The sequence below is a fragment of the Rhizobium sp. GR12 genome, from assembly GCF_036596185.1.
In the GTDB taxonomy this organism is placed as follows: domain Bacteria; phylum Pseudomonadota; class Alphaproteobacteria; order Rhizobiales; family Rhizobiaceae; genus Agrobacterium; species Agrobacterium nepotum.
Genome location: NZ_JASXTH010000004.1, coordinates 350,996 through 364,152 on the forward strand (window position 1 = coordinate 350,996; position 13,157 = coordinate 364,152).

The window sequence follows — 13,157 nt, forward strand, 5'->3', positions numbered from 1 at the left end:
GTCTTGATGACCATTGACGGTGTGTTTCGGGGCTGATCAGCGAAACGCCGGGATCGTGCTAGCTCAATAACCGATCGTGTAAACGGACGGGACAGTCAATCCTGTGCCGAGGGTTAGTTCTCCCCATCCCTCAGCTCAATCGACGGTCAAAATGCATCTCAATACACTGCGACGCATGGTCCGTGCCCCTCACGTTCCAGCCGACAGAACAGGAGCGCATCATGACGCGCACACAGGCAAATCCCCGCACGACGGGTCAGCAGGAGAGACAAAGATGAACCCTGATAAAACCATCCACGCCACCAGGCAGGCACCCGAAGAACTGGTTCCGTCACGCTATGCGGTGAAGATCGGCGATATCGAAGTGCTCGTCATCAGCGACGGCGTGCTGCCGCTTCCCACGAAGATGTTGGGACACAATGTGGAGGCGGCGGAACGCGCTGTTTGGCTGGACAACATGTTCCTGCCCCAAGAGGCTTTTGACTGGGCGTTGAATGCGGTCGTGGTGCGCAGTGCGGGAAAGGTGATCCTCATCGATGCCGGTCTCGGGCTGGATCCTGAATTGAACCTGCCGCGGGCCGGGCAACTGATCAAGCGGCTGGAGAGCGCTGGCATTGATCTTGGGTCGGTGACCGACGTCGTGCTCACGCACATGCATATGGACCACGTTGGCGGCCTGCTCGTGGAGGGTGTGAAAGAACGGCTGCGGCCGGATCTCAGGATTCACGTCGCCGCCGCGGAGGTCAAATTTTGGGAGGCGCCCGATTTTTCGCATGTCAACATGCCTCCCGGCTTCCCGGACGCGCTCCGCGCTACTGCCAAGCGTTTCGCCACGGAATATCATGACCATCTGCGACTGTTCGACGATGAATATCAGGTTGCACCGGGTGTCGTCGTTTCCAGAACAGGCGGCCATACGCCGGGGCACAGTGTGGTGCGTGTCGCCTCGGGCAAGGACCGTCTGATGTTTGCGGGCGACGCCGTGTTCGCCGTCGGGTTCGAGCATCCTGACTGGTTCAACGGCTTCGAGCACGATCCCGAAGAGGCCGCTCGCGTCCGTGTTCGGCTTCTGCGAGAGCTTGCGGCGACGGGAGAATTGCTGGTCGCCACCCATATGCCGTTTCCTTCTGTCGGCCATGTCGCGGTCGACGGCGACGCCTTCCGCTGGGTCCCGGTGTTCTGGGACTATTGATCGTTCGTTGACCTGAATGCAGAAAAGTAGCGCATGCGATTGGCCGTTACCCGATCGTGTGCGACTTTTGTAGTGTCGGCAAGGATCAATGTGCCGGCACGCCTTTTGCAATACCGCCCTTGCTGTGCCTGCAATCCTGCTAGCGATTGTTAATCGGGCGCTCATTCTTGGCTTCCAGACATCAACGCGTCACCTTTTGACCGAGGAAGTTTCGACCCACACATTGATTGGCTTCTGCGGCCCCATGGTAGTGGCGAGGATCACCGTCATCCAAGTATTATTCGGCCGTTCTACGAGGAGGCAGTTCCACCGGTCCTAATCTCCTTTGTAACCGTATTTTCGGAGTCTTGGGATAGAGCCGTCTCGAAAGCCAGAAACTCCTCGGTCGTACAGATCATCCCTTTTTCACCCCCCTTTCCGAGGGCCATCACGAAGTCAAATTCACAGGTCGAGTAGGAAAAATCTTGGTAGTCTCGATAGCGTATGATGAACTGCCGTCCGCTCGGCATGGTGTAGACGGCACTCCCGGTTGTCGGGAGAGATTCCGACGGAGGAGAAAGAACTTCGACAGTCCAATCACCCTCCTTAACTCCGCTTTCTAGCTCACTTGCGCTTGCGCCACTCCCCACGCAAAGTTTCACGACGTCATCGAGAGGGCAAGCAACGGCGGCCCCGTTGGTCGATGCCAAGGCAATTGATAAAGTGATTAAAAAGCGCACGCGTTTCTCCCTACAAGACCTGGCTTCAGATGCCACCTTGCCGATATTTCGGCGGAAGTTCTGCGATGGGCAGATCGTCGGCCTTGAACTGCTTGCCGGTGGACCATGGAAGCATGTTCAGCACTACACCCAAACCCGCGACGATTGCCGCAGTCACGGGTTTGAAAAGCGACTTTTTCAAGCCACCAAATTTTAAGCCAGAAAGAAGAGCACCGAGCGGCTTGAATATCAAAAAGGGGATTAACAAGACTGGTGCAACGAACAGGGCGAAAATCCCTGGGGTTGCCGCCTCCAGCATAGGGTCGCCGCCGTATCGGAGGCGAAGACGCGGGTTACGGGCGACTGCAAACGGAATCAGTTCTTCCATGAACCTGACGTAGTCGGCGGATCGATCGACGCGTGTCTCTCCCTGCCAATCCAGCGAGGATATCTCCTTCGATGCGAAGAGCGTCCGCAAACGCGCGCTGTAGACTGGAAATCCTGTGGTGCCGACGCCACTCGTTACGTGAACGTGCAGGAACCGAAAAGAAGTCCACGGGATGAGGCTAATGGAGTGTCCTCGCCGCACCGAAAGGCCTTTGGCGTCGATGACGTAGGCCGTCGTGACCATCGTGAATCTCGGGCTTTGATATGGCCTCGGGACTTGCGTGCTAAAGCTGTAGGAAGGAGGGTCGTTCGTCTGCAATTGAGAGCTCTCGTGCGTTCCAAATGAAAAAGATAAGCTAACCCGGCTCTATTCGCTAATCAGAACGGCTCGTGGCTGGCGATTACCTGATATCATTGCTGTAGATGGACCCAGGCGATATCCAGCGCTGCGCCTCACACGAATACCTCGACGAAAAGTAGGGCCACCGCAAAAGCTGCCGGAATCATATATCGCTATTACGCCTCAACTTCTCCGCCAACTTCTCGTGGCACATGTGAGGCAGGCTTCTTCGGTTCATCTTATCGTTTTTGCTCGTCTCAATTGCGCTCCGCTTCGCGCTTCTGCCCAGTTCCTCAAGTCGGTTCAACTGCCTTGCCGGAGGATCTGCCAGTGAGGCGTCACGTTCTCGGAGCGCTGTCTTTTTTCTACCACAGGACGCGCATTCGGAGAAGTCTCAACCTCTACAGTTTTGTCGTCACGTGCCGCAACATCGCCAATTGGTGCCAGACGCCTTGAGCGACCCCGGTCGCCTTCTGCACAGATGTCCTTGAAACTCTCTTCTCAACTATCCTGACGGCTACTCCGAGACGAGCGCAACTGAGTGCGCAGGCTAGGCCGCTCGCGCCGCCACCGACGATCAAAACCCTTGCGAAGTGAACCATGGTAACCCCGACGAGTGATCCAACACGTTTCCGCGTCAGCCAAACAAGATTGCTGCCATAGCTTTACCAGCAGCATATCGTAGCCAATCAAATTCTTCATTGTGATACAAGCGTCGTGGAGATCGGCGCTATGTCCGCAATGGGCCAGACGCCGTCATGACGCTGATGCGCCCAAAGAAGCCATACGGTTCTGATGGTTTCGTGCTACTGGCGTGCACGTGTCGAAACCAGCACCTATCCTCGGGAACAGCATCCGGGGTCTACAGCAGGAAAGATCGAGCGTTGGCCCGCAAGAACAGAGATGAGCTAGCTTCATGGGACGAGCCTGCGCCAGAGCCGGTGTTCTGTCCGATGTGCGAGCGCGTCATCCCGGAGGATCAGAGAGATGAGCATCATCTCGTTCCCAAGAGTAAGGGTGGAAAGAAAATCGTCTGCCTGCACCGTATCTGCCACGACCAGATCCATTCGATCTTTACCGATGCCCAACTCGCCAAGAAGTTTTCCACGATCGAAACCATCATGGAAGACCCTGCGGTGCGGACATTCGTCACTTGGGTGAGAAACAAGCCTCCGGGCTTTTCGGATTCTGCAAAGGAATCACGGCAGTCATTCCGTCGAGGCCGCTAACTGTAACAGGCGAAAGTTCCGGCTGGAAGCGAATGCTGCCGTGGCGGGAACGCGCCATCAGCGGTCATGAGAGAAGAGCCGCGACAATCGAGGTCGCGGCAGGCAGTCATGCAACGTCTTGTAGCTGGGCCTCTCCATTGTGGAGGAAGCATGCTTTGGAAAAGAGACCCAGATCGACGAAGTTTGGTAAGCGAACGTCTCCAATGTCAGGAAGCCGTTTGCCGTCCGTTTCAAATGACCTGTCTATCTGGGAAATAAAACCGAGGGCAACGCCAGTGCGTTGTGCGAACTCTCCCAGAGTTTGCAGTTGTTCGGAAAGCACCGGTTTGCTCCGCTGCTGGTCTAGCAGTTGCAAGTAATCAATGACCGCGATTGCGCCGGATTCTAATCCAGACATGTGTTGGATGATATATTCTGCGCTGATCTGATCAGATGTAAAAATCTGCACGGCGTCCGCTATGTTGCCTCCCGGTGTCTCTAATGATTTGAGATGCTTCCTTGCCTGTTGCTCGGTAAACTCTAAGGTAAACAGCAAGGCCTTGCGGCCATCGCGAGCGGCGTCGATTAGAAGCTGAAGACCCAGCTTGGTCTTGCCGTGGCCGGGTCGGCCCGCAAGTATTAGCATGTCGCCGTCGCCAAGCCGCGACAGGACTGTTTCGGATAGCGGGCCAGAAGACATGCTTGCGGAAAGCAGGCTCCATTTCCCAAACCCCTCTTCGCGTGCGATCTGGTCTAGTGCCTCGTTCAGGGGCACGCTGTTACTGCGAGCCATCAGCTTGGCCCGACGTTTGAGCTGGAATATTGGTGCAGAAAGCTTCATCAAAAACCTCCATTGCGAGCCACACCGCAACCCCTCCTAATGCGATGCTCGAACAGATGGTTCGAAGAGATGTAGTCACCCTACATGTGAGATGCTTCCCCGAAAGGAGGGGGGAGCCTCGGGTCTAGCCTGTGCATGAAATTTAGTAAGTTGCGCGATTCGTGGCAAGGGCTCGTGACCGCAATGGGCCAACTGCAGTCTTCCGCTTCGCGCCGCCAAAAGCGGACGTCTATTGGCCTCGCAAATGTGCTGAATTGCCAGCAAACATGAAGCGCAACTCTTCAACTGCCTCAATGCATTCTACCAAGGCCCCGGGGTGTTGATTTTCACTGAGATCTTGGTGGTTGCGAGGGCATGCCTCGCGCGTGGCAGTCTTGCGTGCCGCGCTGGCGTCGGCTCCGGGGCGGCAAATGCTGCTGGCCACATTGTCAGCCGAGCTGGCGTTCGATCCCGGCCTTGTCGATGACGGACCAGACCGTGCGGATTTTTGTCTGTTTGAATTCGTAGAAAACATGTTCGTAGAACTGAACGCGCCTGCCATTGACCGGAAGTCCCATGAAGGTTGATTTCGGGGAGCAGTCGAACAACAGCCGGGCGGCAATCCGGGTCCAGTCACTGACAAGGATCTGTGCGTCAAACCGCAGGTCGGGAATGGCGGCAAAGTCCCTGGCCAGCATGTCGCGATAGCCCGACAGGCCGAACGGGCGGCCATTGTGTTCGATATTGTCGTCGACGAAGGTGGCGAGTTCATCGAAGGCCTGTCGGTTGAGGCAGTCGAGGTAATCAAGGTAGATGTCCTTGAGTGTCGCCATGTATTCCTCCGTGTCGATGGATCAGGGCGTTACCGAACTTGTCCGGCAGGGAGTCGGCGAGCGTTCCCGGCAGTCCCTTGAATGCCTCTTTGGGAAGGGCGGGAAACTCATAGGGGTTAAGGCTGAGCGGCATCATGATCGGCGCCAGCTCCATCGTTGCTGTGAGAGGAGGGTGGTCCCGCATGGTTAATGAAATCCTAAAATCAGAAGGCCGAATGTTGCCGGTATGAAGTGCCATTGACGGTTGAAAGATGGCACTGGGCGTCAGCCGGCAGGCTCGGCGATGCTGATTTCGGTCTTGCTGTCGAGGATGATATGCAGATCCCGGATCATGCCGGCTGCCTCCAGCAGAGCGTTTCGCACGTCCTCATCGCTGCGCCATCCGCGTTCGATCGACAGGGCGACGGTGTGGATGTCGACGACACTGTCACGGCCGGGACCGGATGGAATGCCGATTGTTTCGCGCATGTCGCGGATTGTTGTGACTGCCCGCTCCAGCATACGCCGTTTCTGGTAATCGTCGAGGTGATCGAGCCTGTTGGCGTCGCGCACGAGTTCGGCGATGAAACTGTTTGTCAGGGTCATGGCCTGAGGTTGCCGGGTCGGCTGACGGGGGTCAATGGAAGTCCGACGAGGCGAGCTGCGGGGCCCGAAGTTGACGCCAGGCTGTGACGCCGATGCATCACCGGCGTGGATACTGAGGCGAGCTATTTAACTGAATTATTCTTGTTTTACCATAGTGTTGATGAACGTTTTAGAAGTAAAATATGAGGACTGCATCGTGCTGCCTTGTTTTTTCGAATGGTCGATGGTCGATGGTCGATGGTCGATGGTCGAGTCGATGGCCGAGTGCAGAAATCTGGTGGTTGCGTTCCGTTTGTGCAGAATGAGATTATCGATGCGGAGATTGCCGGAAAGCAAACGTCGATCAGTCTGCTACTCTCGGGGGATCGATTGACGTGGGGTTGTCTACCGCGACAAAATGGCGGTGAGATCAAAACGGAGTGACGATATGAAAAACGGAGCGTGGACGTTCCGGCGTCGGTGCCTCAAGGTATCGACAATCAGCTCCTTTGCCGCATTTTTGAGCTTCGGGGAAGCCGCGGCCACGCCGGCGGATATGACAGTGGAGCGCCTTATCGACCTCTGTGAAGTGTCCACCGTGCAAGAAGCGATGTTGCGATGTTGAACGGCGACAAACTCGATTCCCGGACGGTTCGAAATAACGGCAAGCAGGATTTTCAGTTGAATTCTCGCGCACTGGTCGTGACGGGGCACGAGCCTGGCGTCGGAAAGGGCGTCAAGGTCAGCGGCTACAAGTCTCATGCGCTGGCCAAGAAGGGTTCGAAAACGGTCTTTTCAGAAGGCTGGGCAGTCGTGCGCGATTCCGATCCGGCCTGGATCAACAGGCCTGGACCGGGAGGCACCGAACCCCATCGTACCATCGGCGAAGAAAAGGTGCCGATCCTCCTGGCAGGCAGCGGCGGAACGCCGGGCAACAATCAGGCGCAGAACAAGCAGATCGATTCGCTGGTGAAGATATATGGCCTGAGCAAGGACGAGCGCCAACAACTTCACCGCATCATCGGCGGGCAGGGTCTCGGCTATCAGGAAATCAAGCAAATCATTATAGAAAAGTTTGGGAAATGACATTTCAGGATGGTCTGCAAGATTTGGTCGGCAAGCCTGTCGTTCAGTCAAAGCACATCTACGGCAGCATTTTTCATCTGCTGTTCTCGGCGAATGGCGGCGAGGTGGAGCTCGTCTGCAACGGTTGTCAGTGGGTCATCTTCAACGATGTCGGCGAGGTTCTGCTCCACGACGAAGCGGTGCTTTCTAGCGAGGCGCTGTCCGGCGTTTTTACCGGTCTGCGACTTCGGTCACAGGAGGTTCTGCCCGCGAGCCTTAGTTTGCGGTTCGACGGCGCCGTTTTCCACGGGTTCATGACCGAGGTCTATCATCTGGACATCCATGATGGAGTGATACTTGGTTCCGACGAATGGCTTGAACAAGCGGATGCGGCAAGGGACAGCTTCATGCTTTTCGATCCCGGCCAAGAGGCACTTGGCTACGAATTCTCCGAATATTTCGACCTGAATTCTGCGCCATGGCGCGACCGTTACCTTTCTGCAGGGGAGAGGACTGTTGGCTGAGGAAGGCGAAGACGTTCACCAGCGCAATGGCGGACAGCCGCATGTCGCCCAGACGCCTGCCAATGCCGATGGGCGTGTGGTCGTAGGATCGGGCGCACCTCAACAGGATGCCGAGGCACTTCGCCAGCAGATGATCGATGACCGCAAGCAGGAACTGCGCGAGATCGATGAGGAGCTGAGCGCCCTGAACCGGGAGGTGGGTAGCAACCGTCCAAACGAGGAGCAATCGAATACGGGACCAACCTGCAGGCCGACGCCTATATCGCGGCGACGGAACTCAACGCGCTGGAAAACCACTCCTACGCGGAATCCTTCGAGGATTTCATCGAGACCAATGGCAGCATGCATGGGTCTCTCGACAACATGACGGGACCGCAGCGCCTTCATATGGCGCGCGGCCAGTCCGATGATTTCCTCGCACGGGCCTCCGGGTGGGATATTCTAGAGGTAGGCCCGCAGGACTTGCTTGGCGGTCCCGGCGGGTGGCTGGGCAGGCGAGGGAGGCGAATTTTCGGCCGTTGGCGAAGGCCGCGTGGCCGGCTGGGGGGGAATCGTACCCGAGCACAGGAACGCGTGCGGGGACGCAGGCGCAAAAGACGGGAGCGCAAAGAGTGCCGCCTCGCCGGCAATCCGGCTTTTATGCCGACGGGTATTCCGGTCCATTACGATCCCGATTTTTCCATTCCCGGTTTGCTTAAGCTTGCGATCACCAGCACCTGGTACGGCGATGTCGAGGCCAGCGGCCCGCTCGGCCGCGGCCGACTGAGCGATATCGATGCGACCATAAGCAGGAACGGGGCGAAGGGTTTCACCCTGCTCGACGAAGACGGTTTCGTTGTCAATTTCAAGGCGCCGACGCCTATTCCCGATGGATGGGAAGAGGGCGATACGGTCCGCAATACCAGTCTGATGCAGGGCCACGGCCGCGTACTGATCCTCAAAGAAGATGCGCTGGAAACCCATTTTGCCAAGGGCAGGGACAGTATCTGGCGTATCGCGCAAATCAAGGACCGGCACGGGAATACGCTCCAGTTCGCGCGGGATGCCGCCGACAACCTTGTGTCGGTCACGACTCCCGAAGGCCTGAAAGTACTGTTTTCCTACACCGGCAGCTTGCGCACGCTGGCTGAACTTGAAGGTGTTGATGGCAGCCGCAAGACGGTCATGCGCTATCGCTATGATGACAAGCAGCGGATGGTGCTGGCGGAATGCCCCTATGGCGAACGTCATGAATTTGCCTATGACGACCGCGGCATGCTTTCCGAAGTCATCCGCAACGGCCATTATCACGCGAAGTTCGAGCATGACGAAAAGGGAAGGCGCACGCGAACGGTCAGTAACCAGGGCGTATCTGCGACTTCCAATATGACGAGGTAAACAGGGTCACGACCTACCTGCCCGGCTCGGACAGGAGCCGCGCTATCCGGTTTCATTATGACGAAAATGGCGCGATCGTTCGCGAAGTGAACGCGCTCGGCCATGATAAACGCTTTGTAACGGACGATGAAGGACGGATTGCAGCCGAGATCGACGGAGAAGGCAACGAGACCCGTTACGCCTATGACGCGGCCGGAAATGTGAAAAGCATTCGCGATCCCAACGGTCGCTCGACCTATTATGGCTGGACGCCCGAAGGCGATATGGAACTCGTCATAGACAATGCTGGAAAAGCATGGGACTTCCACTATGACGATTTTGGCGCACTTAGCCTTGTCAAAAGCCCGACTGGGCATATCTCTGAAATCCGCAACAATGCGGCCGGGCTGCCAACCGGCGTCATTCGGCATGACGGATTGATTGCGCAGAACGCCTATGATGGCCACAACTGGCTCACCGAAATGCTGGACTTCCGCAATGCGCGCACGCGCTTCGAACGAGACGTCTTTGGTCGCGTCATCCGGATGACTGAAGCAAACGGCGCTTCGACCATTTGTGAATACGAGGACCAGTCAGGGCATAATTTTTTTCGCCCAACGCGTATTATCCGACCGGATGGCGCTGTCTTCAGCAACCACACCTCAGAGAACGGGCGCCTTCTGGAAACGGCGGATGGAGAGGGGCGCAGAAGCCGCTACGAATATGACGGACTTGGCAATCTTGTCCTGTCTGTCACCCCCATGGGCGGGCGCATTGGATTCCACTACGACGACGAACTCAATCTGACGAAGGTGGTCAATGAGGCCGGACGGGAATGGACCTTTGTTCGCGACGTTGGCGGACGTATCGTTCAGGAAACTGATTTTAGCGGGCGAACAACCGACTACGTGCTCGACAGAGCGGACAGGGTGGTCGAGGCGAAGCAGCCGGATGGCAGAGTCGTCGCCTATGAATGGGACCCGTCGGGAAGCATTGTCAGCCGTTCTGCCTTTTTGCCCGGGGAAACCGAAGTACTGCAGCGCGAGACATTTGCTTATGACGATGTCGGAAGATTGAACCTCGCAAGCAACGCCCATGTCACGATCTCACTGGAATATGATGCAGCCGGCCAAGCGATTTCGGAAACGACAAGCGGGACCCGCATCGAAAGCGAGTACGATTGTTGTGGCAATCGGGTAAAACGCCGTATAGGCGATCAGGTGATCACCTATGATTACGACCCGCTTGGCGCCCTGACTGGCGTATCTCTCGGCGAACTTCCTGTTTTGAATGTCATACGGGATCGATTGGGGCAGCCCGTCCGCCGCATGGCGCCTGATGGTTTCGCTATCGAGTCCATGATCCCCTAGGCCAGCTCGTCCGCCAGACGGCGTCTGGCCGAGTGCAGGCCACCAGGCAGCGGTCGACCCTGTTGCCGGAAATCTGGTCACGGCAGTTCGAATGGGACCGCTCTGCAGCACCAACCATGGTGGCCGATCCGCTTTGGGGCGCCAGTCGTTATGAAATGGATGGCAACGGACAGGTCACCGCTGCGTGGCACGGAGGGCCGAATCTTGGGACGCCTGTTCTTGCGACAGTTCCGGCCGATGCAATTGCCGGGATCGGAGGAGACAACCGCGAGGTGGAGCGTTTCGACTACGCGCCGACCCAGGATATTGCCGCGTCGGAAACGGCCCTTCCTGGCCACCCGCTCGGCCGCCCGCTTCGGCAATGGTCACATGCTGCCGGCGGTGAGGTTCTGGACGCCTTCGGCACGCAGGGCGAGCAAATTCGCTACGAGTATGATGCTGCCGGTCGTGTCTGCCACCGACACGTGGATCGCAATGGGTTCCGTCGGCAGAGCTTCCATTACCTTTGGGATGGTTTCGATCAGTTGGTCGGGGTGGAATGCCCGGATGGGTCGGCTTGGCGGTACTCCTACGATCCGTTTGGACGCCGGATCGAAAAGCGGCAGGTTCGGGCAGGAAGGCGACAGGGCAGGGACGGGGGTGCCGCTTTTTCAGTGCACCGGTTCCTTTGGGATGGCGACGTTCTGGCGGCCGAATATCGAGTAGCGGATGATCAGGAAGACAAGCGGTCTTTCGTTTGGTGGTATTTTGAGCCCAACAGCTTCGTGCCAATGCTTAGGGTCGACATCGATTCTTCCGGCGAGCAGCGTATTCTCCACGTCGTAACCGACCATCTTGGTGCGCCGAGAGAGCTGGTGAAGCCATCCGGCGAAATCGTCTGGTCCTCGTCCTACAGGTTGTGGGGCGGAGTGCGGGGCCTCTGGACGGCAGCCAACGACAATCGCGGCGCGGTTTCTGGCGGCTTCGTATCCCAAGGTTTCAGATCAGTTCAGGCCTCGCTTGTCAGCGTTGTTGATGCTGCGCCAGTGGGCGATGAACAACCCGGGATAACCGTGCTACACCCACCCAACGAGCGGCTGCAACTTTGACTGCAACGAGAATAAGAACCGCGTTCGGTCGATGCTGAGTATCGAAACAACAATTAGGCGTTCTGTGCTGCCGATGGATAATGGAGAAGCTAAGTGTCCGAAATCGTTTTGGAAATAGATGAACGAACGATGGAAAACCTGATGACGGGACCATACGTCTTCATCGAGGAGGCGCGATCCTCGGCATTCCGGAAAATAGCCTATTTCAACAAGGCCGCCTTCAAGGTTTATTCGCATCTCATCGATGAACATGGTTGCACCGGATTTTCCATCGAGGTCGAGGATGTAGCCGAGAACGAGCTGCAGGACTATTTCTCTCCTGATTTCAGCAGCATCCGCAAGAAGGGTGATATCGTTGAGATCGGCATAGTCGGGTCCGGCGCCTTCTCCGAGGATTTCGATCTCGACGTCTTCAAAAATTTCCCGAACATCAGGAAAATCACAACACATGGCATTTCCTTCCACTCTAGGCTGCCTGAGCTTTTTCCGAAGCTTGAAACCTGGCTCAATCTCGACTGGAAGACCAACAAGGTCGAAAATCTCGGCAATGGTTGGCCGGATTTGAAAAATCTCGCGCTCCACGGGTTCAGCGGATCGCTTGCACTTTTCGAAAAATCACCGATCACAAAACTCTTTTTGATCTCGTCGAGCATCAAGAACATTGACGATGTGTTGCGTTTTAAGGATCTCGAAGTTTTACAACTTGTGTCCAGCAAGATTACGGGCGACGTGTCACGCCTATCGGAGCTAGTCAAACTGCGGTCACTCCGTTTTGAGGGCAAGAACAAGCTTGATGGTTGGGATAAGCTGGCAAGCAGATCTGTCGAGAATTTCGAGGCGTCGCATTATCCCTGCAAATTTCCGCGTGAAAATTTCCCGAAACTTGAGAACTATGTCATCAACGCGTATCGCGCTCGAGATCCGTTCTATGAAGAAGGAGGAGATCACGACGCCCTCGGCGACGAATTCGCTGCCTTATGACCGTTCTCTGTGTCGCGACCTCCGTCGCGAGTTGTGGACTGGGTGCCTCAGGACGTCGGACTTGCTGCAACCCTTGAGAATGTTTCACTAGCGCGGGAGGGACTGCCTCAATCGGCCGGGCGCGAACGTCGGCTTCTGCCCTGAACAACATATAGTTCGAATAGTAGTCGCCGGCATAGCGCTGCTCGCGGGGGTCATCGCTCATGGCTGCGTCTCCGTTACATCGATAGCCGATAATGCCAAGCGGCTAGCTGGACTCGACAAATGCGTAGACCCGCGAGAAATCCCCTTTTGCAGCTTCCTTCCGATGGGCTATGAAGATGTAGTCGCCGTGGTCGGAGAAGGGGACCGTGATCGACGGCGAGGAACGGCCAATCATCCATTCTGATCGGGGAGCCCATTATCGCTGGCCCGGCTGGCTAACCCGTATCAGCGAAGCAAACCTGGTTCGCTCGATGTCCCGAAAGGGTTGTTCGCAAGACAACGCCGCTTGCGAAGGCTTCTTCGGCCGGTTGAAAACGGAACTCTTCTATCCACGCGACTGGAAGGCCATCACGATAGAACAGTTCGTCGAAGAAGTGGATGCCTACATCCGCTGGTACAATGAGAAGCGCATTAAGATATCGCTGGGATCGCTCAGCCCGGTCGAGTATCGTAAGAGCCTCGGCCTTAAATTATGAAGCAGTCCAACTTTTTATCCGCACCCCCCACCCGCCAGAGGGTCAATATTC

Annotated in this window: 14 protein-coding genes and 1 pseudogene; 10 read left to right on the forward strand and 5 right to left on the reverse strand. The window is 56.6% G+C overall.

Annotation, left to right across the window (positions count from 1 at the left end; genetic code table 11):
* Window positions 1-274 precede the first annotated feature (274 nt).
* Window positions 275-1,192 carry an MBL fold metallo-hydrolase gene (locus QSK43_RS09400; protein ID WP_332303244.1) on the forward strand — a complete coding sequence of 306 codons (918 nt, stop codon included), beginning with the start codon at window positions 275-277 and terminating at the stop codon, window positions 1,190-1,192.
* A gap of 744 nt (window positions 1,193-1,936) precedes the next feature.
* Here QSK43_RS09400 and QSK43_RS09405 read toward each other — a convergent pair.
* The gene (locus tag QSK43_RS09405; RefSeq protein ID WP_332303245.1) at window positions 1,937-2,521 is read right to left on the reverse strand and encodes a hypothetical protein; all 585 of its coding nucleotides are present in this window, start codon (window positions 2,519-2,521) and stop codon (window positions 1,937-1,939) included.
* Window positions 2,522-3,018: 497 nt separating this feature from the next.
* Window positions 3,019-3,258 (reverse strand): FAD-dependent oxidoreductase, encoded by a 240-nt coding sequence (locus QSK43_RS27165; protein ID WP_442967820.1) that lies wholly within the window; start codon window positions 3,256-3,258, stop codon window positions 3,019-3,021.
* 243 nt (window positions 3,259-3,501) lie between these two features.
* On the opposite strand from QSK43_RS27165, the gene QSK43_RS09410 reads away from it, so the two are divergent.
* The gene (locus tag QSK43_RS09410; RefSeq protein WP_332303246.1) at window positions 3,502-3,846 is read left to right on the forward strand and encodes an HNH endonuclease signature motif containing protein; all 345 of its coding nucleotides are present in this window, start codon (window positions 3,502-3,504) and stop codon (window positions 3,844-3,846) included.
* Window positions 3,847-3,952: 106 nt separating this feature from the next.
* Here the strand turns inward: QSK43_RS09410 and QSK43_RS09415 are convergent, their stop codons facing one another.
* From QSK43_RS09415 to QSK43_RS09425, 3 genes are all read right to left on the reverse strand, one after another.
* Complete coding sequence (locus tag QSK43_RS09415; protein ID WP_332303247.1) at window positions 3,953-4,666, reverse strand: DNA helicase; 714 nt, start codon at window positions 4,664-4,666, stop codon at window positions 3,953-3,955.
* Window positions 4,667-5,094: 428 nt separating this feature from the next.
* Entirely contained in the window at window positions 5,095-5,478 is a 384-nt protein-coding gene (locus QSK43_RS09420; RefSeq protein ID WP_332303248.1) for an ester cyclase, read from the reverse strand.
* A gap of 264 nt (window positions 5,479-5,742) precedes the next feature.
* Window positions 5,743-6,063: a hypothetical protein gene (locus QSK43_RS09425; protein WP_332303249.1), complete on the reverse strand. Its 321-nt coding sequence runs from the start codon at window positions 6,061-6,063 to the stop codon at window positions 5,743-5,745.
* Window positions 6,064-6,660: 597 nt separating this feature from the next.
* Between QSK43_RS09425 and QSK43_RS09430 the strand changes: the two genes are divergently transcribed.
* The 8 genes and pseudogenes from QSK43_RS09430 to QSK43_RS09465 all read left to right on the forward strand — a co-directional run.
* Window positions 6,661-7,128, forward strand: coding sequence for a PAAR-like domain-containing protein (locus QSK43_RS09430; RefSeq protein WP_332303250.1), 468 nt, complete (start codon window positions 6,661-6,663; stop codon window positions 7,126-7,128).
* Entirely contained in the window at window positions 7,125-7,631 is a 507-nt protein-coding gene (locus tag QSK43_RS09435; protein ID WP_332303251.1) for a hypothetical protein, read from the forward strand. The genes QSK43_RS09430 and QSK43_RS09435 overlap by 4 nt, the downstream gene beginning before the upstream one ends.
* Window positions 7,624-7,998 (forward strand): hypothetical protein, encoded by a 375-nt coding sequence (locus tag QSK43_RS09440; RefSeq protein ID WP_332303252.1) that lies wholly within the window; start codon window positions 7,624-7,626, stop codon window positions 7,996-7,998. The genes QSK43_RS09435 and QSK43_RS09440 overlap by 8 nt, the downstream gene beginning before the upstream one ends.
* A gap of 20 nt (window positions 7,999-8,018) precedes the next feature.
* The gene (locus QSK43_RS09445; protein WP_332303253.1) at window positions 8,019-9,008 is read left to right on the forward strand and encodes a DUF6531 domain-containing protein; all 990 of its coding nucleotides are present in this window, start codon (window positions 8,019-8,021) and stop codon (window positions 9,006-9,008) included.
* A gap of 86 nt (window positions 9,009-9,094) precedes the next feature.
* Window positions 9,095-10,357: a hypothetical protein gene (locus tag QSK43_RS09450; RefSeq protein ID WP_332303254.1), complete on the forward strand. Its 1,263-nt coding sequence runs from the start codon at window positions 9,095-9,097 to the stop codon at window positions 10,355-10,357.
* A gap of 32 nt (window positions 10,358-10,389) precedes the next feature.
* Window positions 10,390-11,445 carry an RHS domain-containing protein gene (locus QSK43_RS09455; protein ID WP_332303255.1) on the forward strand — a complete coding sequence of 352 codons (1,056 nt, stop codon included), beginning with the start codon at window positions 10,390-10,392 and terminating at the stop codon, window positions 11,443-11,445.
* A gap of 141 nt (window positions 11,446-11,586) precedes the next feature.
* Complete coding sequence (locus tag QSK43_RS09460) at window positions 11,587-12,426, forward strand: hypothetical protein (protein ID WP_332303256.1); 840 nt, start codon at window positions 11,587-11,589, stop codon at window positions 12,424-12,426.
* A 347-nt stretch (window positions 12,427-12,773) separates the two neighbouring features.
* Window positions 12,774-13,106, forward strand: a pseudogene (locus QSK43_RS09465) (transposase); the annotation flags it as partial.
* Window positions 13,107-13,157 lie beyond the last annotated feature (51 nt).

Bases quoted from the DNA above. Each gene is read 5' to 3' on its own strand.
- QSK43_RS09400 (WP_332303244.1), top strand. From the start codon at position 275: ATGAACCCTGATAAAACCATCCACGCCACCAGGCAGGCACCCGAAGAA.
- QSK43_RS09405 (WP_332303245.1), bottom strand. From the start codon at position 2,521: ATGGTCACGACGGCCTACGTCATCGACGCCAAAGGCCTTTCGGTGCGG.
- QSK43_RS09415 (WP_332303247.1), bottom strand. From the start codon at position 4,666: ATGAAGCTTTCTGCACCAATATTCCAGCTCAAACGTCGGGCCAAGCTG.
- QSK43_RS09420 (WP_332303248.1), bottom strand. From the start codon at position 5,478: ATGGCGACACTCAAGGACATCTACCTTGATTACCTCGACTGCCTCAAC.
- QSK43_RS09425 (WP_332303249.1), bottom strand. From the start codon at position 6,063: ATGACCCTGACAAACAGTTTCATCGCCGAACTCGTGCGCGACGCCAAC.
- QSK43_RS09430 (WP_332303250.1), top strand. From the start codon at position 6,661: ATGTTGAACGGCGACAAACTCGATTCCCGGACGGTTCGAAATAACGGC.
- QSK43_RS09435 (WP_332303251.1), top strand. From the start codon at position 7,125: ATGACATTTCAGGATGGTCTGCAAGATTTGGTCGGCAAGCCTGTCGTT.
- QSK43_RS09445 (WP_332303253.1), top strand. From the start codon at position 8,019: ATGGCGCGCGGCCAGTCCGATGATTTCCTCGCACGGGCCTCCGGGTGG.
- QSK43_RS09460 (WP_332303256.1), top strand. From the start codon at position 11,587: ATGACGGGACCATACGTCTTCATCGAGGAGGCGCGATCCTCGGCATTC.